Raw genomic sequence first — 24,057 nt, 5'->3', positions numbered from 1 at the left:
CCATGACTATGCCACAGCCTGCGCGCCTGCCTCCCTTCCCGGAAACCGCCACCACGCTGCTGCTGGACGGTCCCTGCGGGCCGTTGCAGGTCCTCGCGCAGCAGGCCGCTCCCCATGCCCGGGCCGCGGCCACAGCCGTGATCTGCCATCCGCATCCACTGCAGGGCGGCACCATGCAGAACAAGGTGGTGACGATGCTGGAACGCAGTCTGCGCGAGCGCGGGCTGGCCACGGTACGGTTCAATTTCCGTGGCGTCGGCGAGTCGGCTGGTGCCTATGACGACGGCAACGGCGAGGGCGATGATCTGGCTGCCGTCGTCAACTGGGTCCGCGCCAGCCGACCCGATGATGCCCTTTGGCTGGCAGGGTTTTCCTTCGGCAGCTATGTCTCGATCCGCAATGCTCGGCGACTGGCCGCCGACGCCCTGATCAGCGTGGCCCCCCCGGTCGGACGCTGGCCCTTCGAGGACATCGCCCTGCCCGGATGCCCGTGGTGGGTGATTCAGGGCGATCAGGACGAAATCGTTGATCCGACCGCCGTCCATGCCTGGATCGATCGACTGCCGTCGTCCCCCAGCCTGGTCCGGCTGCCGGATACCGGACATTTCTTCCACGGCAAGCTGCTGGATCTGCGCCGCGAACTGCAGGCCGCCGCCCTGCCCTGGCCCGCCGTCGCTACGACCTGAACCGGGACGGCCCCGCGCCGGAGCCGGGCATGCGTTATCCTGTCGCGGTCATGGATATGTTCCAGCCGCCTGCCTCTGAGTGATGACCGAGCAATTGTCGAAGGATCTGGCCCCCGGCCTCCGCTATGAACAAGGTGCCGCCACCGGCCAGTGGGAACTCGATCCCGTCCAGCTGAAGGTGATGCCCGAATTCGACCGGATCTGGCAGGCGTGCCGGGACATCCCGCCCCCCCGTCCGGGTCTGCTGGGCCGGCTGCAACGGGCGATCAACGGTGGCCCCGCACAGATTCCCGGCCTGTACCTGTGGGGCAGCGTGGGTCGCGGCAAGACCTTCATGATGGACCTGCTGGTGGCCAGTCTGCCGCCCGCTCAGGTGATTCGCCGGCACTACCACCGCTTTATGGCCGAAGTGCAGGATCGCCTGCGCGAGCTCGACGGCCAGCGTGACCCCCTGGTCCAGGTAGCCGCCGGTATCGCCGCCCGCTGCCGGGTGCTTTGCCTGGACGAGTTTCTGGTCCACGACATCGGTGACGCAATGATTCTCTCCGGCTTGCTGCAAGGCTTGTTCGAGCGTGGTCTGACCCTGGTCACCACCTCCAATACCGCCCCGCCGGACCTGTATCGGGAAGGTCTGCAACGAGCCCGGTTCCTGCCTGCGATCGCCTTGCTGGAAGCGCATTGCCATGTCCACGAAATGGTCTCTCCGCGCGACTGGCGCCTGCGGGCCTTGCAGCAGGCCCCGGTGTGGCTGACCCCGGCCGATGCCGATGCCGAGCGGGAACTGGAACGGATCTTCGCCAGCCAGGCCGACGGTGAAGTCCGCGAAGGCGGCAGTCTGGAGATCCTCGGCCGGCCTGTGCCCTTGCGCAAACAGGCCGCCGGCATGCTGTGGTTCGATTTTCCCGCCCTGTGCGAAGGCCCCCGTTCGGTCGCCGACTATATCGCCCTGGCCAAATCCAGCCCGGAAGTGATCCTGGCCTCGGTCCCGGTGTTCGACGGCAGCACTGACGATGCGGCACGCCGCTTCATCAGCCTGATCGATGAATTCTACGACCGGCATGTGAAGCTGGTGATCTCGGCCGAGGCCCCGATCACTGACCTGTACCGCGGCGAACGGCTGCAGGCCGAGTTCGGCCGTACCCAGTCGCGGCTTATCGAGATGCAGAGCGAGGCCTATCTGGAGCTGCCGCACCGGGTCGATTGAGCCTGTCCGGCGGCCGCTGGCAGCATGACTTCCGGCCCCTTTGCCTGCCATCCAGATGTAATATTATAACATCTCATACAGAGCGCGGAGTCATCGATGAAATACCTGACAGGCGGCATGCTTGCCCTGCTGGCCGGCATATCCGGAACGGCCATGGGTGATGAGGGGATGTGGACCCTGGATCATCTGCCGGTGCAGCAGATCCAGCAGCGTTACGGCTTCACGCCCAGCGCGCAGTGGATCGATCTGGTCCAGCATGCCTCGGTCAGGCTGGCCGAAGGCTGCTCCGGCTCCTTTGTCTCCGCCAATGGTCTGGTGATGACCAATCACCATTGTGCCAACGGCTGCCTGTCCCAGCTCTCGGGCAAGGGCAGAAATTACATGGATGATGGCTTTGTCGCGGATCGTCGCGAAGACGAAGCCAAGTGCCCGACCATGGAAATCAACCAGCTGGACGCGATCACCGACGTCACCGCCCGGGTCAATGCCGCCACCGCCGGCACCCATGGCGCGGCACGAATGGCCGCGATCCGCGCCATCGACAGCCGGATCGAACAGGAATGCATTGCCGGCCATGCCAGCCAGTGGCGCTGCGACGTGGTCAGCCTGTATCACGGCGGCCGCTATGCACTGTATCGCTACCGCCGCTATCAGGACGTGCGGCTGGTATTCGCACCCGAACAAGGTATCGCCTTCTTCGGAGGCGATCCGGACAACTTCAATTTTCCGCGCTACGACATGGATGTCACCTTTTTCCGTGCCTATGTCGACGGCAAGCCCGCGTCCACCCCGAAATTCCTCAAATTCAGCCCGCAGGGCCCCAAGGCCGGTCAGCTGACTTTCGTGGTCGGCAATCCCGGCTCGACCCAGCGCGAAACGCCCTGGACCGCGCTGCAGGCCATGCGCGACAACCAGCTGATCCCGGCCTGGGGCCGCCTCTCGGAGATGCGCGGCGTGCTGTGGGACTACAGTCGCCGTGGCAGCCAGCAGGCCACGGCCGCCGACGACACCCTGTTCGGCCTGGACAATTCACTGAAAGTCTACGGCGGCTGGCTGGAAACCCTGAATGACCCCGCCTTTGCCCACCGCAAACAGGTCCAGGATCAGGACCTGCGCGAATGGATCGCCGCCGATGCCGGCCGTCGCCAGCGCTTCGGCGATCCCTGGGCCACCCTGCAGCAGGCCGAAGACCGCAGCCATGAACTGGCGACGCCTTACAGCGTGATCGAAGCCGGCAGCGGCTTTGCCTCCAGCCTGTTCAAGCAGGCCCGGACCTTGGTGCGCGCGGCCGCGGAACGGCAGAAACCCGATGCCGAGCGCCTGCCGGCCTACCGCGATGCCAATCTGCCGGCCCTGCAGCAGGCCGTCGCCTCTACCGCCGCCTATGACCGGGACTACGACGAAACCACCCTGGCCTGGTCGCTGGAAAAGATGCGCCAACGGCTGGGCAGCGATGCCCCCTTCGTTCATGAAGTGCTGGGCCGGCAGTCGCCGGAGCAGAAGGCCCAGGCCCTGCTGACCGGCAGTCGCCTGAGTGACCCCGCCTATCGCGAAAAGCTGTGGCAAGGCGGTGCCGCCGCCATTGCGGCCAGCACCGACCCGATGATCGTGCTGGCCCGCCAGATCGATCCGCAGGCCCGTGCACTGCGCAAGCAATATGAAGACGAGGTCGTCGCCCCGGTCACCCAGGCCAGCGAAGCCATCGCCCAGGCCCGCTTCGCCCGTGATGGCGCGAACAGCTATCCGGATGCCACCTTCAGTCCGCGCCTCAGCTTCGGCAAGGTGGTCGGCTGGAACGAAGCCGGCAAGCCGGTCGCACCCTTCACCGATATCGCCGGCCTGTACCGGCGGGCTACCGGTGCCGCGCCCTACCAGCTGCCGGACAGCTGGCTGAAAGCCCGGGCCGCGCTGGATCCGGCCACCCCGATGGACTTTGTCACCGACAATGACATCATCGGCGGCAACTCCGGCAGCCCGGTGATCGACCAGAACGGTCATGCCGTCGGCCTGATCTTCGATGGCAATATCCACTCGCTGGGCGGCAATTTCCAGTACGACGGCCGCCAGAACCGGGCCGTTGCGGTGGACACCGCTCTCCTGGAGCAGGCCATCGACAAGGTCTACCACCTGCCGCGACTGGCCAGGGAACTGGACAACGGCAAGCTGTAAAGCGCGAAAAGGCCGGGAGTCACCTCCCGGCCTTTTCGCGTCCATATCCGTGGCTTCAGGGCGTGCCCGGATGCGGTCGCGGATAATCCTCGTTCACGTCGACGGGCCGGGCGTAGCTGGAATTCCACAACTGCTGGTGCAGCTGGTCGATCCGCGCCGCCATGGCCGGATCACGCAGCACCACTTCCAGATTGCGGGACTTGTCCATATAGCCGCCTTCCCAGTTGCTGGTGCCGATCCAGGCGATCTGGTCGTCGATCTCCATGGTCTTGGTATGGATCACCCGGGCAAAAGGGATGAAGCCGGAGGGATCCTGCGGCAGGGTCACGACCCGGACCTCGACATTGGGCAGCACCGCCAGACTCTTCAGATAACCGATGGCCGGCTTGCCCGTATTCCAGGACGAGACCATCAGCTTGACCTTGACCCCGCGCTGGGCCGCAGCCCGCAGGGCGTTGTCGATCACCGGATAGAACTGGCGCGGCCCCTTGACGGCATACTCCAGCGGCGCATAGGTCAACACCTGCACGCGCACTTCCTTTTTGGCCTGGGCCAGCAGATCCACCAGAGCCTGCTGCGAATCACCGATGCCGGCCGGGTTGTAGGCATTGGGACTGGCGACCAGAAAAGCAGGCCGGCTGATGTCCGCCCGGACTTCGGCGCGATTCAACGGCGCCACCGCGTGGCCGGCGGCCACCTCGGCCTGGGCGGCCCAGTCCTGGTCGAAGATGGCCTGGACCTGGGCGGCCATCGTCGCATCGTCGATCCGCACGCCCGTCTCGTGGATATGCTCCAGCGAACGCCAGTCGAAATTCTGGCTGCCGACGTAAGCCAGGCGGCCATCGATCACCATGTACTTGGCGTGGATGATGCTGTCGCCGGTCAGCTTCGAATAATCCAGAGTCCGGAATTCCAGGTTCGGAATCGCCTTCAGCCGGGCAATCGTCGCCGGATCGGACATCCGCAGCCCCTTGGCCTCCAGCAGGAAACGGATCTTCACGCCACGCCGGCCGGCCGCTTCCAGGTGCTTGAGCACGGTATCCAGCCGGCTGCCGGTGGGCCCGGCGCTGGCATAGAACTGGCCCAGATCGATGCTGTGCCTGGCCTGGTCGAACAGATCGCACCAGACCTTGACCGGCTCGGCCAGATCCGGGGTTGCCAGCCCCGCATGCACAGGTACGGTGTGCACCAGTTCGAATTCGGAATGGGCGCAAAGACCGGCCGAGGCCAGCAGCCCCGCCACGCCCAGAGTCGTCAGGCACAGGCGGTGGACCAGAAACTGCTTCATGAAAACACGCTCAGTGTGAAGGGAGGGATGCAACGATATGACAAGCCAGATCCTGCAGCCGATCGGCATTCGCCGAGTCACCGGTCGCGGCATCGTGATGCCCGCTCAGCAGGAAAAAGCCCGGTCGATGCCGCGGATCATACCCGCCGATCAAGACCAGACTGTGACTGGCCATGTCGTCGCCTGCCGACAGATGCTCCGCCAGCAGCCTGAACGGATTGACGCTCAGTTGCTCACCGGGCAGCCAGCGCAACTGGAAATGACGGATGGCGCCATCCAGTGGCAGATCGATGGACTGCCAGTCTTCACCGCGACTCAAGGCCGGGTCGGCCAGTCGCCGCACCAGCCAGGGCTGCATGCAGTCGGCGTGGATATGCAGCTGGTTCTGCGAGCGGCCGTAGGCCGAATTGATGACCAGACCGAAAGCCTGACGTGGCAAAGCCGCGTCGGCCGCGGCCGAGACCTGGTCCCGCAAGGCCCAGGCATCCGCCAGGAAATTGTGCGCCTGGGGCTTGATCAGCGAGGCGGCTTCCAGGCCGGAAGTACGCTGCATCGGCAGCAGCAGATACTGGGCCTTTCCGTCCCGGTCCTTCAGCACCGCGTAACTGTCCGGCGCGCCCGGCGTGCCGCTGACTCGTGCGCACGGCAGCGGTGGCTGATGCCCGGCCTTGGCCTGCACGGCGCAGCGTTGCAGCAACAACCACAACTGGGAGGGATTCTCGGCATGCCCCCACTGCGGCCAGACCGTCAATGCCGCCAGCAGCAGGCCCAGACCCAGCCCATGTCGCCAGACGCTTCTCCGGCTCATCGCAAACGTGCTCATCGGGCTCAGCGCATCGCCTGCTGATCGACATAACGGTCGAAGGCGATCCGCTCGGAGGCCGGCAGACTGCTCGCGACCATCAAGGCCTTGTGGGTCAACGGATTGATCCGCTGGCCACGCTGCCAGATTTCGTAATACAAGTGCGGCCCGGTCGACAGCCCGCTGGCGCCGACATAACCGATCACCTCACCGCGATGCACATGGCTGCCGACATGGACGTTGGCGGCGAAACCTCGCAGATGGCCGTAACGGGTGCTGACCCCCGCGGTGTGACGAATTTCGACCAGGCGGCCGTAGTTGCCGTGCCAGCCCGATATCTCGACGACGCCGTCCATACTGGCCCGGATCGGCGTCCCCGCCGGCGCCGCATAATCGATGCCATGGTGGAACTCATTGCCGCCCAGCACCGGCTGGATCCGCCAGCCCCAGCCCGAGGAGATCCGGGTATAGCGGACCGGCTGTGCCGGCGCTACCACGCGATACCCCTCGCCGCGGGATCCCACCACATACTGATGCCCCTTGGCATCCACATAGTGATAGACCCGGTGCCGGTGCCCGCGGTAATCGACCTGCAGATAGGCCAGCTGCAAATGCTTGCTGTCACCCTTGCCCGGCCGCATCGCCACCGTGCACAGGCTGCCCTTGGGCAGACGCGACGGGAGATGCCATTGCTGATGCACGTAGTCGGCCAGCGCCGCCACCACCAGATGGTTGCCCAGGTAGTGCGCCAGCTCGCGCTTCAGCAGATGACCGGTCTTGAGTTCGGTGGTGCGCAGCTGCGCATGGCCGACGGCATCCGCGATCCGGGTGCTGGCCACCGCGGTGGCGGCCGCGGAAGCCCGTGCCTTGGCCGGGGTATCGGCCAACATCACGGTGCGGACCGAGCCTTGCACACCCTTGAATCCGGCTTGCGCCAGCGATCCCGGCCAGACCGAGGCGGTCACTCCGGCAAAGCCCGCCACTGCCTCCTGGTGCGACCAGATCCGCGCGACGACGCCCGCGAAACGCTTGTCGCCGCCGGACGGCTGACGAGCGGCGGCATGACCGGACCTGGGAGTCGGCTGCAGGGACTGCAGATCGCCATTGTCGCGCAGGCAGACATCCAGACTCTCGCCGGGCCGCAATCGCCGCAGCGAATGGCGCATGCTGCGGCCGGCATGGCGGAACCAGGTCATGAACTGATGTCGGTCGACACCGACCTGGCGCATGCTGTGAATCGCATCGCTGCCTGTCGGAATGGTGACTTGCCGGACCGTGCAGGAAGGACCGGGTTCGGCCGCCTGCGACTGACACCATCCGGACGCCAGCAACAGTACCGTGCCCCACACCACCTGCTTCATGCCACAACCCTCAACGTTCACACCGTTCAAGTATTGATGTTACAATATAACATCGAGATATCAACGTGTGACTATACCATGGTGCAGGCGGTCGATTTCAAGGACGTTTTGCTGACCAGCCTTGCCGTGACAGCTGCCGCACTATGCACCCGCAGTCTGGTCGGGGTCCGGCCGGTCCGCCTCCAGCGGTGCCTGCCCTGGCTGCAGTCGCTGGCGGCCGGCCTGCTGCTTGGCGATGCACTGCTGCATATGCTGCCTGAAGCCGGGCACCATCATCTGAGCCCGGAATATCTGGGTGAAGCCATGCTGCTGGGCCTGCTGCTTTCACTGGGTCTGGAACATCTGCTGGACCGGCATCGCCCGCAGACCTCGATTTCCAGCCTGGGTTACATGGACCTGTTCAACGATGCCTTTCACCATACCGTTGACGGGCTGGTGATCGGCAGCAGTTTCGCGGTCAACGAGCATGTCGGCCTGATGGTGGCCGCCGCCATTCTGCTGCACGAACTGCCGCGCGAGATCGCCAATGCCGGGGTTCTGATCGGTGCCGGCTACACGCCACGTCAGGCTTTCGTGCGCTCGCTGATGACCACCATCGGGGTACCGATCGGTGCACTTGCCGGCGTGGCCTTGAGCCACCTGCCCGATTATCTGCTGGGCGCGGTACTGGCCTTCGCTGCAGGCGCCACCGTGTACCTGGTCTGCATCGACATCATTCCCGCGGTGCAGCGTTCCACGGCACGACATACCAGCCGGCCCCTGTGGGGCGGCACCTGCATCGGCGCTGCCGCGATGTGGCTGCTCAAGGCCACGGTCGGCTGAGCCGATCCGCTCAGGCCGGGTGCGGGGGCAGCTCGATCGCGCCCAGCCAGGCCTGTCCCAGCCACAACTCGATCCAGCCCAGCAACCGGGCAGGCACTTCCCGAGCCGGATGCAAGCAGGCCAGTCGCTCGCACAGCCGCGCCAGGGATTCGCCATCCTGCAGGGCCTGCGCCAGCACCGCCTCTTCAGTCCCCAGCACACACTGCTGCACCACCAGCCCCTGACGCCATATCACCCAGAACGGCAAGACACCGTCACGCTCCGCCACAACCGGTCCGGCCGGGATCAGATCGCCCGCCGCCAGGCCATCCAGCAACAGGTGACGTCGCGCGACCAGATCTGCAGGCAGCCGCAGCAGGCGCCAGCCCGGCACTGGCCGCAATACCAGCCGCGGCCAGTCGATGGCAGGCAATCCGGCCAGATCCCCGCGATGCGCCAACGCAACATCCCCGGCCTCGTACACCATGGCCAGCGCCCACTCCAGCTCGGCCATGGCAGGCCAGACGGCGGGGCATGGAGGCTTGCGGCTGCGCAGCCATTCGGCCAGGGCCCCGCCGTACCAGCGCAGATTGGCCACCCGTGGCGGATGCTCGGCAATGAACCGCAACAGGACCGTGTCACCGGCCAGCGCCTGCAAACCCGGATATAGACTGGTCAGCGCCTCCAGCAGGCGGTTTCGATAGGCTTCGACATAAATGTCCAGCCCCGTGGTCTGATCGGTATCCGTGGCCAGCAGCCCGCTCACCGTCATACCCCCATCCAGAATATGCGCCTGCAGCGCACGCTGCCATTCCAGCAGCCCCGTCATGCACCGGGCCTCTGGGCGGCATCGGCCCGGGCCGCGATCCGGCGAGCCTGGTCCAGCTCCTGCACCAGCTCGGCCAGTGGCGGAATCCGCGCATCGCGCTCCAGCAGCGTGGAGATCGGCCCGAATCGTTGCAGTGCCTGTACATACAGCTCCCATACCGGCGCACTGACGGCGCCGTCATGGGTATCGATCTTCACGCTCTGGCCGGCGACCTGGCCGGCCAGATGAAACTGCTGCACGCGATCGACCGGCATCGCCTGCAGATAATCCCCGGGGCGGATGCCGCCATGATGACTGCTGACCACGATATTGTTGAGGTCCAGCAACAGCAGGCAATCGGCCCGCGTGGCCAGCGCGGCAAGAAACTCGTGCTCGCCATACTGATCCTGCCCGCAACGGAGATAGCTGGAAACATTTTCCAGCACAAGCCGGCGCTGCAGGCGATCCTGGACCCGGGCCACCCGCTCCGCCACATGCTGCAGCGTTGCCCCGGTCAACGGCAAGGGCAGCAGATCATGCAGTTTGATGCCATCCACCCCGGTCCAGCACAGATGGTCGGAAACCCAGGCCACCTCCAGCCGGTCGGCCAGCTGGCGCAGGTCATCGAGATAGTCGAGGTCCAGCGGATCCGTGCCGCCGATCGACAGCGACACGCCATGCATCGCCATCGGATAGTCGGCACGCAAGGCCTCCAGCCATGCCGCCGGACGACCGCCGGCACGCAGGTGGTTCTCGCTGATGATTTCCAGCCAGTCCACCCGTGGCCGTGACCACCGGCGGTCTTCGGCCTCCAGCGGACGTCCCAGCAAGGCCTCGTAATGCGGCGGCCGCAAACCCAGGCCAAAGCCCAGCCCCGGCAGCCGGACCGGACCAGGGTTCACTTGCCGCCAGGCTTGGACTTCACCGCGGCCTGGGCCGCCTCGCAATCAGCCTTGGACTTCTGCAGGGTATAGCCTTGGCCCTTGCAGCTGTTCTGGCCCTGACAGCCGTTTCTGGCCGTGGCGCACGCGCTCTGGCCCTTGCAGGCATTGGAGTGCTCGCACTTGATCGTGGCCGGACTCGCCGCCGCCACCGACGGTACCGTCGCCGCCAGCAGGCCGGCCATCGCCGTAGCCAGCGCCACTCCGTTGATCATCTGTTTGCCATGGCCCATCGTCGCTGCACCCTTCATCCACAGGACCGGATCGGCCCGCCGCCATGATCGGATGACCGCCCCTGCGGGACAAGTCATGCCAGCATCGTCAACCGTCCACGGTTTCAGCCGGCTTCAGCTCGCGCTCCATCGTCTCGCGCATCAGATACTTCTGGACCTTGCCGGTCACCGTCATGGGGAAGCTGTCCACGAAGCGGATATGGTGCGGCACCTTGTAATAGGCGATGTGCCTGCGGCAGTAATGCTGCAGCTCCTCCACCGACGTGGTGCAGCCCTCGCGCAGCTGGATCCAGGCACAGACCTGCTCGCCGAAACGCTGATCGGCCACGCCGAAGATCTGCACATCCTTGATCGCCGGATGGGTATACAGGAACTCCTCGATCTCTCGCGGATAGATGTTCTCGCCACCACGAATGATCATGTCCTTGAGCCGGCCGACGATACGCGCGTAACCCTCATCGTCCAGTACCGCCAGATCGCCGGTATGCATCCAGCCGCCGCGGTCGATCGCCTCGGCGGTACGGATCCTGTCGTCCCAGTAGCCGAGCATCACCGAATAGCCGCGGGTGCACAGTTCGCCCGGCACCCCGCGCGGCACGATATGGCCGAGCTCGTCCACCAGCTTGACCTCCAGATGCGGGTGGACCCGGCCCACGCTCTCCACCCGTCGGGCCAGCGGATCGGCAGGGATGCTCTGGAAGCTGACCGGGCTGGTCTCGGTCATGCCGTAAGCGATGGTGATATCGCGCATATGCATTTCATTGACGACCCGGCGCATCACCTCGATCGGGCAGGTCGAGCCGGCCATGATGCCGGTGCGCAGGCTGGACAGGTCAAACTCGTGAAAACGCGGATGCTCCAGCTCGGCAATGAACATGGTCGGCACCCCATGCAAGGCGGTGCAACGCTCGGCGGCCACGGCCTGCAGGGTCGCCAGCACGTCGAAACCCTCGCCGGGAATCACCATGCAGGCGCCGTGGGTAACCGCCGCCATATTGCCCAGCACCATGCCGAAGCAGTGATAGAACGGCACCGGAATACACAGCCGGTCGGCCTCCGTGAGCTGCATGGCCTCGCCGATAAAGAAACCGTTGTTGACGATATTGTGATGGGTCAGGGTCGCGCCCTTGGGCGCGCCGGTCGTGCCGGAAGTGAACTGGATATTCACCGGATCGTCGAAATCCAGGCCGGATTCCACTTCGGCCAGCCGGCTCAGCGCGGCCTCGTCGGCCAGCACCCGCAGCTCCGACCAGCGCCGCATGCCCGGCTCGGGCTGCTCATCCAGCAGGATCAGCTCGCGCAGAGCGGGCAGACGCCGGGACTGCAGCTCGCCCGGACGCGATTCATGTCGTTCCGGGATCAGATCATCGAGGATCTGCAGATAATGCGAGGACTTGAAGCGGCGGGGCAGCACCAGTGCCCGGCAACCGACCTTGTTGATCGCGTATTCCAGCTCATGGGCCCGATAGGCCGGATTGATATTGACCAGGATCAGGCCGGCGCGGGCGGTGGCGAACTGCAGCAGCACCCATTCGGCCCGGTTCGGCGCCCAGATCCCGATCCGCTCCCCCGGCTCCAGGCCCAGCGCCAGCAGTCCCGCCGCCACATGCTGCACTTCGGCATCGAACTGCCGATAATTCATCCGCACCTGCTGATCACATACGACCAGGGCCGGGCGCTGCGGGAAGGTCTGCGCGACCCGCCGCAACAAGGCGCCGATGGTCTCGCCCAGCAGCGGCTGTGATGAGGCCCCGTGGACATAGCTCAAGGCGTTGGCAATCGGTATGGCTGTCGTCATGCCTCAAGCATAGCTGCATCACCTCATCCGTGCAGTCAGGGAGCGCCACAGCGGCAGAGCCACAGCAGTTCGCTATTGCAGCTGCGACGATTGTCAAGAATACTCAACCACAACCCCTTGGGTTAATATGTCAGGTCTTGCCCAAACTGTTGGGTTTGATCTACAACTTGACCTGACGCAGCCGGCGGCCAGGTCGGCATGGGTACGCCGAAGGGCTGCCCACTTCAGTCCACACCAAGCTCCACTAGGGAGCACAGCCCGAATTGGCCAGGAGTCACGCCCGCATGCAGCCCCTCGATACCCCGGTCCCCTCCTCCAGCGACGAGACCGACGCGCCCGAGTTTCATCTGACCGCCCCGCACAATCCGGGCCAGATGCGCATCACCAAGCGCAGCGGTGTCACCGAGCTGGTCGATGTCAACAAGATCGTGAAGGCCGTCACCCGCAGCGCCGACGGCCTGCATGCCGTCGATCCGATGCGGGTCGCACTGAAGACCATCGGCGGCCTGTACGATGGCGCCACCACCAAGGAGCTGGATCAGCTGTCGATCCGCACCGCCGCCGCGCTGACCTCGGAAGAACCCGAATACGGGCAGCTCGCTGCCCGTCTGCTGGGCGCCTTTATCGACAAGGAAGTCAGCGGCCAGGAAATCCAGAGCTTTTCGCAGTCGGTGGCCCGTGGTGTCGAGCTGGGCATTCTCAATGATCGCCTGCGTGACTTCGTGGCCTTGCATGCCCGCAAGCTGAATGACGCCATCGATCTGGACACCACCCGCCGCTTCGAATACTTCGGCCTGCGCACCGTCTACGACCGCTACCTGCTGCGCCATCCGCAGAGCCGGCTGGTGCTGGAAACCCCCACCTACTTCTTTATGCGCATCGCCTGCGCGCTGGGTGGCGGCGATATCGGCGAAACCCTGGAACTGTATCGTCTGCTGTCCTCGCTGGAATATCTGGCCAGTTCGCCGACCCTGTTCAATGCCGGTACCACCCACGAACAGCTGTCGTCCTGCTTTCTGCTGGACTCGCCGACCGATTCGCTGGAATCGATCTACGACAAGTACGCCGACGTGGCCAAGCTCAGCAAGTTCGCCGGCGGCATCGGTCTGGCCTACTCGCGGGTGCGTTCGCGCGGCTCGCTGATCCGTGGCACCAATGGCCATTCCAACGGCCTGGTACCCTGGCTGAAGACGCTGGACGCCTCGGTGGCCGCGGTCAACCAGGGCGGCAAGCGCAAGGGCGCGGCCTGCGTCTACCTGGAAACCTGGCATGCCGACATCGAGGAATTCCTCGAGCTGCGCGACAACACCGGTGACCACGAGCGCCGCACCCACAACCTGAACCTGGCCAACTGGGTGCCGGACGAGTTCATGCGCCGCGTCGAGACCGACGGCAACTGGTCGCTGTTCGATCCCAAGATCGTGCCCCACTTCGTCGATACCTGGGGCGAGACCTTCGAGGCGGCCTATCGCAAGGCCGAGGCCGAAGGCCTGGCCGTGAAGACCGTCAAGGCCCGCGATCTGTATGCCCGCATGCTGCGGACCCTGGCCCAGACCGGCAACGGCTGGATGACATTCAAGGACCGTGCCAACGCCACCAGCAACCAGACCGCCCGGCCGGAGAACGTGATCCACCTCTCCAATCTGTGCACCGAGATTCTGGAAGTGACCAACGCTCAGGAAACCGCGGTCTGCAATCTGGGTTCGGTCAATCTGTCCCGTCATGTGCAGGACGGCGTCTTCAACTTCGAACAGCTGGGGACCACCGTGCGCACCGCCGTGCGTCAGCTGAACCGCGTCATCGACCTGAACTTCTACCCGATCGATACCGCCGCCGTGGCCAACCGCAAATGGCGACCGGTCGGCCTGGGTCTGATGGGTCTGCAGGACGTGTTCTTCAAGCTGCGTCTGGCCTTCGACAGCCCCGAAGCGCTGGATCTGTCCAGCCGCATCTCCGAGGAAATCTACTACCACGCCCTGGCCCAGTCCTGCGAGATCGCCGAACAGGACGGTGCCCATCCCGGTTTCCCGGAAACCCGTGCCGCCAACGGCGAGCTGCAGTTCGACTACTGGCCCAAGGCCAGCCAGGCCGACACCGCCCGCTGGGACGCGCTGCGCGAAAAGATCAAGCAGCACGGTCTGCGCAACTCGCTGCTGATCGCGATCGCGCCGACGGCCACCATCGCTTCCATCGCCGGCTGCTACGAGTGCATCGAACCGCAGGTGTCCAACCTGTTCAAGCGCGAAACCCTGTCCGGCGACTTCCTGGTGGTGAACCGCTACCTGTCCAACGAGCTGAAGGCGCTGGGCCTGTGGACCGCCGAGATCCGCGACCAGATCAAGCTGGCCGAAGGCTCGATCCAGGGCATCATGGCGATCCCCGAGCGGCTGCGCCTGATCTATCGCACCACCTGGGAGCTGCCGCAGAAGGCCTTGATCGAACTGGCCGCCGCCCGCAGCGCCTATATCGACCAGAGCCAGTCGCTGAACCTGTTCATGGAAAATCCGAACATCGGCCAGCTCAGTTCGATGTACATGTACGCCTGGAAGTCCGGCCTGAAGACCACGTATTACCTGCGTTCGCGCCCGGCCACCAAGATCGCCAAGACCACGGTCGGCATGGGCGGCCAGAACCAGGCACCGGTACCGGCTGCACCTGCCGCTGATCAGCAGCAGGCCGAGGCCGCGGTGTTCTGCTCGCTGGAGAATCCCGAGTACTGCGAGGCCTGTCAGTAAGATCCGATCGGACCCGGCTTTCCGCTGCTGGCGGCGGAAAGCCGAAGTCTCCAGATACAGTTTCAGGCGGGATGGAAGCCGGACCCCTCCGGATGACTGTCCCGCGTCAATCTCCGCCGGAACCGCTGCCAAGCGCAGGGTCCTGGCACGAGTCGAACCGTCCGGCCGTACGCCACGTTCGCAGCCACCACGCCGATGCAGAGCCGGCGGCGAACGGACACATCGGCCATCCATGTGTCCGTTTTCCTGAATACGCGAGATCATCATGTCATCCAGCACTCCCCATTCCCATATTCTCGATCCCGGCTTCGAGCTGACCCTGCGGCCGATGAAATACCCCCAGTATTTCGAGATGTTCAAGAACGGCATCAAGAACACCTGGACGGTGGAAGAGATCAATTTCCAGATCGATATCTCCGACCTGCACAGCAAGATGAATGACGCCGAGCGTCACCTCATCTACCGGCTGGTCGCCTTCTTCGCCACCGGCGACACCATCGTGGCCAACAATCTGGTACTGAACCTGTACCAGCACATCAATGCACCCGAAGCGCGAATGTACCTGTCGCGCCAGCTGTATGAAGAAGCCCTGCACATCCAGTTCTATCTGACCCTGCTGGACAATTACATTCCCGATATCAACGAACGCCAGAAGGCTTTCGCCGCGATCGAGAACATTCCGTCCATCAAGAAGAAAGGCGATTTCTGCTTCAAGTGGATCGACTCGGTGCAGAACCTGCATCGTCTCGAGAGCAAGGCCGACCGCAAGCAGTTCCTGCTGAACCTGATCTGCTTCGCCGCCTGCATCGAGGGCCTGTTCTTCTACGGCGCCTTCTCCTATGTCTATTATCTGCGCGACAAGGGTCTGCTGCCGGGTCTGGCCTCGGGCACCAACTGGGTGTTCCGCGACGAGAGCTGCCATATGGAGTTCGCCTTCGACGTGGTCAAGACCGTCCGCGAGCAGGAGCCGGATCTGTTCGATGCCGAACTGGAAGCCCAGGTCTACGAGATGCTGGAAGAGGCCATCCAGTGCGAAACCGCCTTTGCCGATGACGTGCTGGGTCTGGGCGTGATGGGCTTCACCCCGAAGATGATGCGCCAGTATCTGGAGTACTGCGCCGATGATCGCTTCCGCCGGCTGGGCATGGCACCGAAGTACAACGTCAGCAATCCGCTGCCGTGGATGGAACTGCAGGACGTGCAGGAACTGACCAACTTCTTCGAGCGCCGCGTCACCGCCTACCAGGTCGGCACCCAGGGCGAAGTCGCCTTCGACATGGATTTCTGATAGACGTCCAGACATCCGAACAGGACGATGACACTGCAGACCGCGTCGTTCCGTCACCCGGCGTCTGGGCTTTATCCTGCCACCGGCATCCCCTAAGGTGGGGCTCCTGAGCTTGCGGCGGACGCGACACGCTTTGTGTCCGCCCCCGTTTTTTCGACAGAGGAGCGCATCATGCAAACCATCTCATGGGGCCAGACCGGCATCCACAGCTCGCGCATCGGGCTGGGCACCTGGGCCATCGGCGGCTGGATGTGGGGCGGCACCGACGAAGCCGAGTCGATCGCCACCATCCACAAGGCTCTGGATCAAGGCATCAATCTGATCGATACGGCCCCGGCCTATGGCGAGGGCCGTTCCGAAGAGATCATCGGCAAGGCACTGGCCATCGACGGACTGCGCAGCAAGGCCTTGATCGCGACCAAGGCCGGCCTGTCCTTCAAGCCCGGCGAGTCCCGCCCCTATCGTGACTCCAGCCCGGCACGTCTGCAGCAGGAGCTGGATGAATCCCTGCGTCGTCTCAAGACCGACGTGATCGATCTGTACCAGATCCACTGGCCCGATCCTCGCACCCCGATCGAGGAAACCGCCCGCGCCCTGGAAGCCATGCACCAGGCCGGCAAGATCCGCGCCATCGGCGTCAGCAATTTCTCGCTTGAGCAGATGGATATCTTCCGCTCGGCCGCCCCCCTGGTCGCGGCCCAGCCTCCGTACAATCTGTTCGAGCGCGAAATCGAGGCCGACGTGCTCCCCTATGCCAAACAGCATGATCTGGTCCTGCTGTGCTACGGCGCGCTGTGCCGCGGCCTGCTGACCGGCCGCATGCATGCCGATACCCGCTTCGACGGCGATGACCTGCGCAATATCGACCCCAAGTTCCAGGCACCGCATTTCGCGGCCTATCTGGCCGCGGTCGAAGAGCTGAAGCAGCTGGCCAGAACCCGGCTGGATACCACTGTGCTGGGCCTGGCCGTACGCTGGATCCTGGCTCAGGGGCCGACCATCGCCCTGTGGGGCGCTCGCCGTCCCGACCAGCTGGACCCGGTCGGCGATATCGAAGCCTCACCGCTGGATGCCGAGACCCTGCAGGCCATCGATGCCATCCTGCAACGGCATGTCCCCGAACCGGTGGCGCCCAGCTTCATGGCGCCGCCACTGTAAGGCGTTGTTCCGCGATGGCGGCTCATAGAGAAGCTCGCCATCGCGGCCCCGCCGGCCTTGAAACGGCCGGCGGGGCTTACCAGACCAGATCGTCGGGCACTTCGAACCGCGCGTAGTACTCGTCATCCGAGCCGGCTTCAGGCGCTGCCGTCGTCGCCTTGTGATCCAGCACGATGGCGGCGGGATCCCGTTCGCGGATCTTGTCAGCCGCGGCCCGGGGCACCAGCACGTAGTTCTCGTCCAACCGCGCGATCAGCAATTGGCCGGCGGCCAGCTGCGGCCGCAGTGCGGCATCGATCCACAGGGTCTTGATCGCGTTGCCGTCACTGAAGCGATAAGCCAGCTCCCCGGCATGCTTGACGCGATGATGCTCGATCAACTGGCGCAGCTGGGCCCGCACCTCGGCCGCCCTGGCCTCGGCATTGCGCTCGGCCGCCAGTGCCCGGTCACGTGCCGCCCGCTCGGCCTGCAGCGCGGCCACATCCACCCCTGGCGCCGCATCGGCCGGCGGCTTGGCCTTGCCCTGCCGCTGCTTGTTCTGATCGCGCACCACCTGGGCCACCTTGCCTTTCTTGACCAGGCCGGCTTTCAACAATTGTTCCTGCAGTGGGTTGCGCATAGATCGACGCCCGGTGACTCGTTGTAATGGATGATCCAGTGTAACCCGCCGCATTTCATGGCTGAAGCCTTGCACTTCGCCGTTTTTGGCATCAAAGTCATCACGCCGCCAGGCACTTCACCACCACTTACCGAGAATTTTATGCCCCCGAAGAAGACCGCCACCAAAACCGTCGCGCCCAAACCGGCCGCTGCCACCAAGACCGTCGCGGTCAAGCCGGTCAAGGAAGTCCTGACCAAGGCCGGTCTGGTCACCCATCTGGCAGAAACCACCGGCCTGGCCAACAAGGACGTCAAGTCCGTGATAGCCGCCCTGGAAGACGTCATGCTGGGCTCGGTCAGCAAGCGCGGTGCCGGCAGCTTCTCCCTGCCCGGCCTGTTCAAGGTGACCGCGACCAAGGTGCCGGCCAAGCCCAAGCGCAAGGGCATTGACCCCTTCACCAAGGAAGAGAAGGTCTTCGCGGCGAAGCCGGCCACCGTCAAGGTCAAGGTGCGCCCGTTCAAGAAGCTCAAGGATGCCGCCCTGTAAGCACGGCGTCAGCGGGTCTTCCAGGCCGCCGCAAGGCGGCCTTTTTTCAGCTTCGACGAAAACCTTGGCTCCGCGTCTCAAACGGTGAGACGGCAAGAGGTTCTACTGGGCACCTGACATCAGGTCAGCCAGACACGTGCCCGCCGGAACCCCGCCATGAATGCCGCCTCCCGTCCCGCTCCTGCCGAGCGCCGCCACGACAGCCACGACAGCCACGACAGCCAGAGCCTGGCGACTCGCCTGCGCCGCCGCTATGCCGATCGCATCACCGGCGTGCTGGACCTGCCGGCACGTGAAGGCCGGCATGCCCCGCTGCCCGCCGCCCTGCCGCCGAAGCTGCGGACAGCGCTGGAACAGCGCGGCATCAACCAGCTTTACAGTCACCAGGCCGAGGCCTGGGCCGCCGCCGTCGCCGGCCGGCATCTGGCCGTGGCCACTCCCACCGCCTCGGGCAAATCGCTGTGCTATACCTTGCCGGTGCTGAGCGCGGCGATGCAGGAACAGGCCAAATCGCTGTACCTGTTCCCGACCAAGGCGCTGGCCCAGGATCAGGTCGCCGAATTGCTGGAACTGAACCGGGCCGGCGACTTGGGCGTCAAGGCCTTTACCTTCGATGGCGATACACCCGGCGATGCCAGGCAAGCAGTGCGACTGCATGGCGACATCGTGGTCAGCAACCCCGACATGCTGCATCAGGCCATTCTGCCGCACCACACCAAATGGGCCGGTTTCTTCGAGAACCTGCGCTACGTAGTGATCGACGAGGTCCATACCTATCGTGGCGTGTTCGGCTCGCACGTGGTCAACCTGCTGCGCCGCCTGAAGCGGATCTGCGCCTTCTACGGCAGCACCCCGCAGTTCATCCTGTGCTCGGCCACCATCGGCAATCCGGTCGAACATGCCGGCAACCTGATCGAGGCGCCGGTCAGCGCCATCACCGAAAGCGGTGCCCCCTGCGGCCCGCGTCAGGTACTGCTGTGGAACCCGCCGGTGATCAATCCCGATCTGGGCCTGCGCGCCTCGGCCCGCTCGCAGTCCAACCGCATCGCGCGCGCGGCGATACGAGCGGGACTGAAGACGCTGATTTTCGCGCAGAGCCGGACCATGGTCGAAGTGCTGACCAAGTACCTCAAGGACGTATTCGACCATGACCCGCGCCTGCCGCCGCGGATCCGGGCCTATCGCGGCGGCTACCTGCCGGGCGATCGCCGCGAGGCCGAACGCGAGATGCGCGCCGGCCGGGTCGACGGCATCGTCAGTACCTCGGCCCTGGAGCTGGGTGTCGATATCGGCAGCCTGGATCTGGTCATTCTCAATGGCTATCCGGGTTCGATCGCGGCGTGCTGGCAGCGGATCGGGCGCGCCGGTCGGCGACGGCAGGCTTCACTGGGCGTGCTGGTCGCCGGCAGCGATCCGCTGGATCAGTATCTGGTGCGCCATCCGGAATTTTTCGCCCAGGCGCCCCCCGAGCAGGCACGGGTCGCACCGGACCAGCCACTGATCCTGCTCGACCACATCCGCTGCGCGGCCTTCGAGCTGGGCTTCCGCAAGGGTGATCGGCTGGGTCCGGTCGAGGTCGCTCCCTGGCTGGAACTGCTGGAAGAAGACGGCGTGCTCCATCGCGAAAATGAGCGCTGGGAATGGATCGCCGACAGCTATCCAGCGCATGCCGTGTCCCTGCGCTCGGTGGCGGACGGCAATTTCGTGGTGGTCGACCGCACTGGCGGGCGCCAGACCATCATCGCGGAAGTCGACTACAGTGCCGCCGCCATGACCTTGTACGAGGGCGCCATCCACATGGTCCAGTCCACGCCCTACCAGGTCGAACGACTGGACTGGGAAGGACGCAAGGCTTACGTCAGGCGCACCCATGTCGACTATTACACCGACGCCATCGACCATACCCGCTTGAAACCGCTGGACTGTTTCGGACATGCGCCTTGCGGCGCAGGCCAGACCCGGCACGGCGAAGTTCATGTCGTGCGCCGGATTTCCGGCTACAAGAAGATCCGTTACTACAGCCACGAGAACATCGGTTACGGGCCGATCAACCTGCCGGACCAGGAGCTGCATACCACCGCCGTCTGGTGGCAGTTGCCGCCCGGAATGCTGGCTTTGCATTTTGATCATCGCCAACAAGCCATGGATGGATTTCTCGGTGCGGCTTATGCCTTGCACATCGTCGCCACCGTCGCCGTGATGGCCGAGGGCCGCGACTTGCAGAAGTCGGTCGGCAACGGTGACGGTACCTGGTCGGCGACAGCCGATGCCGATGGCCGGGCACATCTGCAGGACGCCGGTGGCAGCCAGCTGCCACCGGAGACGCTGCTCGATTTCAGCCCGACCGTGTTTCTGTATGACGCCTTCCCCGGTGGTATCGGTCTCAGCGCACCGCTGTACCAGCGCAGCCACGAGCTGCTCGGTCAGGCCGTCGGACTGATCGAGCGCTGCAATTGCCTGGCAGGCTGTCCCGGCTGTGTCGGTCCGATCCTGGCCGATGCCGAGCAGACGGCCACGAACACGCCGCGCGAGCTGGCCCGGCGGGTACTGCAGCTGATGGTGGCCTGATGACCGCCTTGCCTCAGCGCCTGCGCCAATGGCAGGCCCAGTCCGGTGCCAGCCGACGCCCATCTCCCGTCGCCTCGGCAACGGCCGGCACCGCGATGCCGGCGATCAGCGATTCAGTGCGCGCCATGGTTCGGCGTCGCCAACAACTGCGGTTGAGTACCGTACCCGCACTCGACCCGGACCCACCCGCCCTGCCCGGCGAGGAGATCGCTCCCGGCCTGCGCCTGATCGAACAGCGCCTCGAAGGCATCGAGCCACCCACCGCCTGGATCGATCCCTGGTTCGCCGGTCAGACGGTGCCCGTGCAACGGGCCCAGCTGTTCCATATCGATACCGAAACCACCGGCCTGGCCGGTGGTACCGGAACCCGCGCCTTCATGATCGGTGTGGCGGACTGGTGGGACCAGGCCCTGCGCCTGCGTCAGCTGACCCTGACCCGGATATCGGCCGAACCGCTGATGCTGGCAACCCTGGCCGGCTGGCTGGATCCGAACCGGGTGCTGGTCAGCTACAACGGCAAAAGCTACGACCTCCCGCTGCTGGCCAGCCGCTACCGCCTGGCCGGCCAGATCAATCCCTTGCAGGACCTGCGCCATCTCGACCTGCTGCATCCGGTGCGGCGACGCTGGAAAACCATCTGGGACAACTGCCGACTGGCCACCGCCGAAAGGCAGCTGCTGGGCGTGGTGCGCGAGGACGACCTGCCCGGTGCCGAAGCACCCGCCGCCTGGCTGGCCTGGCTGCGCCACGGCCAGACCCGCAACCTGTGCCGGGTGCATCAGCACAACGCCCAGGATCTGGCCAGTCTGGCCGGTGTGCTGCGACACCTGAGCAGCCTGCCGCCAGCCCCGCTCGACAGTCCGTCCTGATCGTCCGCTCTGACTAGTCCGCCCTGCCGTCACATCATCCGGGAGCAGTCATCCACGACACCTCGGTGCGGCGTCTCTGGACCTGGGCATTGCACCCCCGGGACAAAGCCAGCAGGGTCGCGATGCCGGCAAAGGTCTGGGCCACGCAAGCACCGTCCACATAACGATCGTCGTCCACCATGGCTGACATGGCCTGGGCGATGCCGCGCGCCTGATCCAGCCAGCAGCCGGCATCGTCAAGCAGGAGTTCGACCGTGGCGTGATCGGCGATCAGGTAATGTGCCCCGAGAGGCAGCCATTGCGAACCGGTTGTTTGCGTCATTTCGAGATCCTTCTCAAGAATGATGAATGTACATGACACCGCCGGGATGCACGGTCATCACGCATGAACGTCAGCCATCACGACGCGCACAGCCCGACGGTACGGCGCACCGACGGCCAGCGTCAATCATGCCGCCCGCAGGCACGCCCCATGGCAGGGCTGATATATCATGAGCCGCTGCCTGCATGGAATCGGCCGGAAATGAAGGATCTTCAACGACTCGATCCGGATCTGCTCAAGGCACTGGATGCCTTGCTGGACGAACGCAGCGTGACACGGGCTGGCAAGCACCGGCAGGCATCCTGCCATGAACCTCATGCTTTTCCGGCAGCGTGACAGCTTCAAGGACAAGTCGCTTGTACGCGCCCATCGCACGTAATCACCGTCACCGCCTGCCCCCTGAACGGGGCAGCGAGGCCGGGAAGGCCATCAGACGAAACCCCAGGAAGCTGCGGAAGCGAGCTGGCCTGGATCGGGCGCAGACCCGACGGCAAGCCACGCTGACAGTTGGCGATCGCGGCCTACATACCGCCCCGTGCCCCTGCTGTCCGCCATCAGCTCACCGCCTCCGGTTCAGGCTGGAGCTGATGCCTCTGAAGGATTTACCGGGATATGGCCAGTCGAACGAAGCGTGCTCGATAGGGCGCTGGTCGCGCCGGATATCCCATCCGATGGCCTGCTGGCGCAGAACTTTTCCGGCAGACATAGCGCCTTGGCTTCGCCTCTCGCCCAGCCTTGCCTTGGCCGGACCTGCTCGCCCGATCCGGGGGCCATCCGTGCGCAGTACCCTGCCGGGGCATCGAGCCTGAGCCGTGCCTTCGAAGGCATCAGCGCCCTGCTGTTGAAGGCGCCGGGCCGCCAGCGGAACCTGGTGCTGATGCGGCCGGCCGTACTCCCAAGGTATCGATGACCGGCAACAGGGCACATGGCAATCGACCGACGGTGGCGTCTGTACAGGGACAGGCTTTTTCTCGATCCATCTGCCCAGCTGCCGTATCTCGGCAAGCCACGGCCATGGCAGGCAGCTCGAGATCAGGAGCCGGCACATCAGTGGCAAACGGGACCGATGCAGCGGGCCGGCCATCGTCGCGATCACCGATGTGCGCCACCTTCGTCACGATCTGTCTGGCCTTCCGATCTGAATACGCGGATGTCTATCCGCCATGCTACGGCGGAACCGCGTATAAGCAGCCCCGAAGGTCTCCACTTCAATGATAGATGAGTACCGGCACACTGCCATGGCTGATGACTTTCTGGGTCTCGCTGCCCTGCAGCAGCAGACCGAGGCCACGCCGACCATGTGAACCCATCACGATCAGGTCGCAATGCCGCTCCTGGGCCGTCTGCAGAATGGCCGCGTAAGGTCGGCGGTCAAAAGCATAGCTGACATCGCAGATCACGCCGGCCGCGACAGCTGCAGAGCGGACCTCGGCCAGGTAGCGTTCGGCCGCTGCCCGCAGACCTTGCAGCGCCTCCTCCTCGTAATCGGCATCACTGACCGGTGCAACCGGTCCGGCATAGATCATCGGCGGAGGCGGCTCGGCGACGTGAAAGGCGTGAATCGTCGCATGGCAGGTCGAGGCCAGCTCGATGCCGGCCTTGACGGCACGCGCCGACAGCTCGCTGCCATCGGTGGGAATCAGGATACGCTTGAACATGACTTGCCCTCCAGCAGAATGGCGACAAGCCTGAACTGTTCCTCTCCCGCCGATCAACAATTCAGGTTCGCCACGATCATGGAATCAGGCACCGACCGGCATCTCCATCTTAGACCAAATCGGCGTCCCCCGCCGTCGCTCGCAAGGTCCGGTCCTGGACATCGGATCTTACCTGAAGCGCTTGACCTGCGCTTGGCGGCAACGGATCGCTGCCATCATCG

General features: G+C 64.8%; 21 protein-coding genes. 11 read left to right on the top strand and 10 right to left on the bottom strand.

Annotated features, from left to right (window positions below; genetic code table 11):
- Window positions 1-2: 2 nt before the first annotated feature.
- The 3 genes from FRAAU_RS00720 (at window position 3) to FRAAU_RS00710 (ending at window position 4,059) form a co-directional block, all read left to right on the top strand.
- Entirely contained in the window at window positions 3-686 is a 684-nt protein-coding gene (locus tag FRAAU_RS00720) for an alpha/beta hydrolase (protein ID WP_041270306.1), read from the top strand.
- Between the two features lie 82 nt (window positions 687-768).
- Window positions 769-1,890 carry a cell division protein ZapE gene (zapE, locus tag FRAAU_RS00715; RefSeq protein WP_014401648.1) on the top strand — a complete coding sequence of 374 codons (1,122 nt, stop codon included), beginning with the start codon at window positions 769-771 and terminating at the stop codon, window positions 1,888-1,890.
- 96 nt (window positions 1,891-1,986) lie between these two features.
- Window positions 1,987-4,059 carry a S46 family peptidase gene (locus FRAAU_RS00710; protein WP_014401647.1) on the top strand — a complete coding sequence of 691 codons (2,073 nt, stop codon included), beginning with the start codon at window positions 1,987-1,989 and terminating at the stop codon, window positions 4,057-4,059.
- 55 nt (window positions 4,060-4,114) lie between these two features.
- Here FRAAU_RS00710 and FRAAU_RS00705 read toward each other — a convergent pair whose 3' ends face one another.
- From FRAAU_RS00705 to FRAAU_RS16270, 3 genes are read right to left on the bottom strand one after another with little or no spacing between them, the layout of a single operon-like run.
- Window positions 4,115-5,347 carry a phospholipase D-like domain-containing protein gene (locus FRAAU_RS00705; protein ID WP_014401646.1) on the bottom strand — a complete coding sequence of 411 codons (1,233 nt, stop codon included), beginning with the start codon at window positions 5,345-5,347 and terminating at the stop codon, window positions 4,115-4,117.
- 10 nt (window positions 5,348-5,357) lie between these two features.
- Window positions 5,358-6,155: a CDP-diacylglycerol diphosphatase gene (locus FRAAU_RS00700; RefSeq protein WP_014401645.1), complete on the bottom strand. Its 798-nt coding sequence runs from the start codon at window positions 6,153-6,155 to the stop codon at window positions 5,358-5,360.
- A gap of 20 nt (window positions 6,156-6,175) precedes the next feature.
- The gene (locus FRAAU_RS16270) at window positions 6,176-7,510 is read right to left on the bottom strand and encodes a M23 family metallopeptidase (protein ID WP_014401644.1); all 1,335 of its coding nucleotides are present in this window, start codon (window positions 7,508-7,510) and stop codon (window positions 6,176-6,178) included.
- 78 nt (window positions 7,511-7,588) lie between these two features.
- Between FRAAU_RS16270 and FRAAU_RS17360 the strand changes: the two genes are divergently transcribed.
- The gene (locus FRAAU_RS17360) at window positions 7,589-8,332 is read left to right on the top strand and encodes a ZIP family metal transporter (RefSeq protein WP_014401643.1); all 744 of its coding nucleotides are present in this window, start codon (window positions 7,589-7,591) and stop codon (window positions 8,330-8,332) included.
- A 10-nt stretch (window positions 8,333-8,342) separates the two neighbouring features.
- Here the strand turns inward: FRAAU_RS17360 and FRAAU_RS00685 are convergent, their stop codons facing one another.
- The 4 genes from FRAAU_RS00685 to FRAAU_RS00670 are packed head-to-tail and all read right to left on the bottom strand — an operon-like array spanning window position 8,343 to window position 12,091.
- A complete protein-coding gene (locus FRAAU_RS00685; RefSeq protein ID WP_014401642.1) occupies window positions 8,343-9,140 on the bottom strand; it encodes an HvfC/BufC N-terminal domain-containing protein in 798 nt (265 codons plus the stop codon).
- Window positions 9,137-10,021: an MNIO family bufferin maturase gene (gene bufB, locus FRAAU_RS00680; protein WP_014401641.1), complete on the bottom strand. Its 885-nt coding sequence runs from the start codon at window positions 10,019-10,021 to the stop codon at window positions 9,137-9,139. Before bufB ends, FRAAU_RS00685 begins: the two co-directional genes overlap by 4 nt.
- Window positions 10,018-10,371 carry a BufA2 family periplasmic bufferin-type metallophore gene (gene bufA2 / locus FRAAU_RS00675; RefSeq protein WP_245546417.1) on the bottom strand — a complete coding sequence of 118 codons (354 nt, stop codon included), beginning with the start codon at window positions 10,369-10,371 and terminating at the stop codon, window positions 10,018-10,020. The genes bufB and bufA2 overlap by 4 nt, the downstream gene beginning before the upstream one ends.
- Before the next feature lie 10 nt (window positions 10,372-10,381).
- Window positions 10,382-12,091, bottom strand: a complete 1,710-nt coding sequence (locus FRAAU_RS00670) for an AMP-binding protein (RefSeq protein ID WP_014401639.1) — start codon at window positions 12,089-12,091, stop codon at window positions 10,382-10,384.
- A gap of 284 nt (window positions 12,092-12,375) precedes the next feature.
- On the opposite strand from FRAAU_RS00670, the gene FRAAU_RS00665 reads away from it, so the two are divergent.
- From FRAAU_RS00665 to FRAAU_RS00655, 3 genes are all read left to right on the top strand, one after another.
- Complete coding sequence (locus FRAAU_RS00665; protein WP_014401638.1) at window positions 12,376-14,826, top strand: ribonucleoside-diphosphate reductase subunit alpha; 2,451 nt, start codon at window positions 12,376-12,378, stop codon at window positions 14,824-14,826.
- A 265-nt stretch (window positions 14,827-15,091) separates the two neighbouring features.
- A complete protein-coding gene (locus tag FRAAU_RS00660; RefSeq protein ID WP_014401637.1) occupies window positions 15,092-16,114 on the top strand; it encodes a ribonucleotide-diphosphate reductase subunit beta in 1,023 nt (340 codons plus the stop codon).
- A gap of 171 nt (window positions 16,115-16,285) precedes the next feature.
- Window positions 16,286-17,272 carry an aldo/keto reductase gene (locus FRAAU_RS00655; RefSeq protein ID WP_014401636.1) on the top strand — a complete coding sequence of 329 codons (987 nt, stop codon included), beginning with the start codon at window positions 16,286-16,288 and terminating at the stop codon, window positions 17,270-17,272.
- A gap of 76 nt (window positions 17,273-17,348) precedes the next feature.
- Here FRAAU_RS00655 and FRAAU_RS00650 read toward each other — a convergent pair whose 3' ends face one another.
- Window positions 17,349-17,891: a DUF2058 domain-containing protein gene (locus tag FRAAU_RS00650; RefSeq protein WP_014401635.1), complete on the bottom strand. Its 543-nt coding sequence runs from the start codon at window positions 17,889-17,891 to the stop codon at window positions 17,349-17,351.
- Window positions 17,892-18,032: 141 nt separating this feature from the next.
- Between FRAAU_RS00650 and FRAAU_RS00645 the strand changes: the two genes are divergently transcribed.
- The 3 genes from FRAAU_RS00645 to FRAAU_RS00635 all read left to right on the top strand — a co-directional run bounded on the left by FRAAU_RS00645 (window position 18,033) and on the right by FRAAU_RS00635 (window position 21,856).
- Window positions 18,033-18,419: an HU family DNA-binding protein gene (locus tag FRAAU_RS00645; RefSeq protein ID WP_014401634.1), complete on the top strand. Its 387-nt coding sequence runs from the start codon at window positions 18,033-18,035 to the stop codon at window positions 18,417-18,419.
- Between the two features lie 156 nt (window positions 18,420-18,575).
- Window positions 18,576-20,987: a DEAD/DEAH box helicase gene (locus FRAAU_RS00640; RefSeq protein ID WP_014401633.1), complete on the top strand. Its 2,412-nt coding sequence runs from the start codon at window positions 18,576-18,578 to the stop codon at window positions 20,985-20,987.
- A complete protein-coding gene (locus tag FRAAU_RS00635; protein ID WP_014401632.1) occupies window positions 20,987-21,856 on the top strand; it encodes a ribonuclease H-like domain-containing protein in 870 nt (289 codons plus the stop codon). The genes FRAAU_RS00640 and FRAAU_RS00635 overlap by 1 nt, the downstream gene beginning before the upstream one ends.
- A gap of 34 nt (window positions 21,857-21,890) precedes the next feature.
- On the opposite strand, the gene FRAAU_RS00630 is transcribed toward FRAAU_RS00635, so the two are convergent.
- Window positions 21,891-22,178, bottom strand: coding sequence for a hypothetical protein (locus FRAAU_RS00630; protein WP_014401631.1), 288 nt, complete (start codon window positions 22,176-22,178; stop codon window positions 21,891-21,893).
- A 201-nt stretch (window positions 22,179-22,379) separates the two neighbouring features.
- On the opposite strand from FRAAU_RS00630, the gene FRAAU_RS17780 reads away from it, so the two are divergent.
- Window positions 22,380-22,514, top strand: a complete 135-nt coding sequence (locus FRAAU_RS17780; RefSeq protein WP_280985205.1) for a hypothetical protein — start codon at window positions 22,380-22,382, stop codon at window positions 22,512-22,514.
- A gap of 872 nt (window positions 22,515-23,386) precedes the next feature.
- Here FRAAU_RS17780 and FRAAU_RS00615 read toward each other — a convergent pair.
- Window positions 23,387-23,836 carry a universal stress protein gene (locus tag FRAAU_RS00615; protein WP_014401629.1) on the bottom strand — a complete coding sequence of 150 codons (450 nt, stop codon included), beginning with the start codon at window positions 23,834-23,836 and terminating at the stop codon, window positions 23,387-23,389.
- Window positions 23,837-24,057: the final 221 nt, after the last annotated feature.

Source organism: Frateuria aurantia DSM 6220, from assembly GCF_000242255.2.
GTDB lineage: Bacteria > Pseudomonadota > Gammaproteobacteria > Xanthomonadales > Rhodanobacteraceae > Frateuria > Frateuria aurantia.
This window is presented reverse-complemented; position numbering and strand designations above follow the sequence as displayed.

Bases quoted from the DNA above. Each gene is read 5' to 3' on its own strand.
- FRAAU_RS00720 (WP_041270306.1), top strand. From the start codon at position 3: ATGACTATGCCACAGCCTGCGCGCCTGCCTCCCTTCCCGGAAACCGCC.
- zapE (WP_014401648.1), top strand. From the start codon at position 769: ATGACCGAGCAATTGTCGAAGGATCTGGCCCCCGGCCTCCGCTATGAA.
- FRAAU_RS00710 (WP_014401647.1), top strand. From the start codon at position 1,987: ATGAAATACCTGACAGGCGGCATGCTTGCCCTGCTGGCCGGCATATCC.
- FRAAU_RS00705 (WP_014401646.1), bottom strand. From the start codon at position 5,347: ATGAAGCAGTTTCTGGTCCACCGCCTGTGCCTGACGACTCTGGGCGTG.
- FRAAU_RS00700 (WP_014401645.1), bottom strand. From the start codon at position 6,155: ATGAGCCGGAGAAGCGTCTGGCGACATGGGCTGGGTCTGGGCCTGCTG.
- FRAAU_RS16270 (WP_014401644.1), bottom strand. From the start codon at position 7,510: ATGAAGCAGGTGGTGTGGGGCACGGTACTGTTGCTGGCGTCCGGATGG.
- FRAAU_RS17360 (WP_014401643.1), top strand. From the start codon at position 7,589: ATGGTGCAGGCGGTCGATTTCAAGGACGTTTTGCTGACCAGCCTTGCC.
- FRAAU_RS00685 (WP_014401642.1), bottom strand. From the start codon at position 9,140: ATGACGGGGCTGCTGGAATGGCAGCGTGCGCTGCAGGCGCATATTCTG.
- bufA2 (WP_245546417.1), bottom strand. From the start codon at position 10,371: ATGACTTGTCCCGCAGGGGCGGTCATCCGATCATGGCGGCGGGCCGAT.
- FRAAU_RS00670 (WP_014401639.1), bottom strand. From the start codon at position 12,091: ATGACGACAGCCATACCGATTGCCAACGCCTTGAGCTATGTCCACGGG.
- FRAAU_RS00665 (WP_014401638.1), top strand. From the start codon at position 12,376: ATGCAGCCCCTCGATACCCCGGTCCCCTCCTCCAGCGACGAGACCGAC.
- FRAAU_RS00660 (WP_014401637.1), top strand. From the start codon at position 15,092: ATGTCATCCAGCACTCCCCATTCCCATATTCTCGATCCCGGCTTCGAG.
- FRAAU_RS00655 (WP_014401636.1), top strand. From the start codon at position 16,286: ATGCAAACCATCTCATGGGGCCAGACCGGCATCCACAGCTCGCGCATC.
- FRAAU_RS00650 (WP_014401635.1), bottom strand. From the start codon at position 17,891: ATGCGCAACCCACTGCAGGAACAATTGTTGAAAGCCGGCCTGGTCAAG.
- FRAAU_RS00645 (WP_014401634.1), top strand. From the start codon at position 18,033: ATGCCCCCGAAGAAGACCGCCACCAAAACCGTCGCGCCCAAACCGGCC.
- FRAAU_RS00640 (WP_014401633.1), top strand. From the start codon at position 18,576: ATGAATGCCGCCTCCCGTCCCGCTCCTGCCGAGCGCCGCCACGACAGC.
- FRAAU_RS00635 (WP_014401632.1), top strand. From the start codon at position 20,987: ATGACCGCCTTGCCTCAGCGCCTGCGCCAATGGCAGGCCCAGTCCGGT.
- FRAAU_RS00630 (WP_014401631.1), bottom strand. From the start codon at position 22,178: ATGACGCAAACAACCGGTTCGCAATGGCTGCCTCTCGGGGCACATTAC.
- FRAAU_RS17780 (WP_280985205.1), top strand. From the start codon at position 22,380: ATGAAGGATCTTCAACGACTCGATCCGGATCTGCTCAAGGCACTGGAT.
- FRAAU_RS00615 (WP_014401629.1), bottom strand. From the start codon at position 23,836: ATGTTCAAGCGTATCCTGATTCCCACCGATGGCAGCGAGCTGTCGGCG.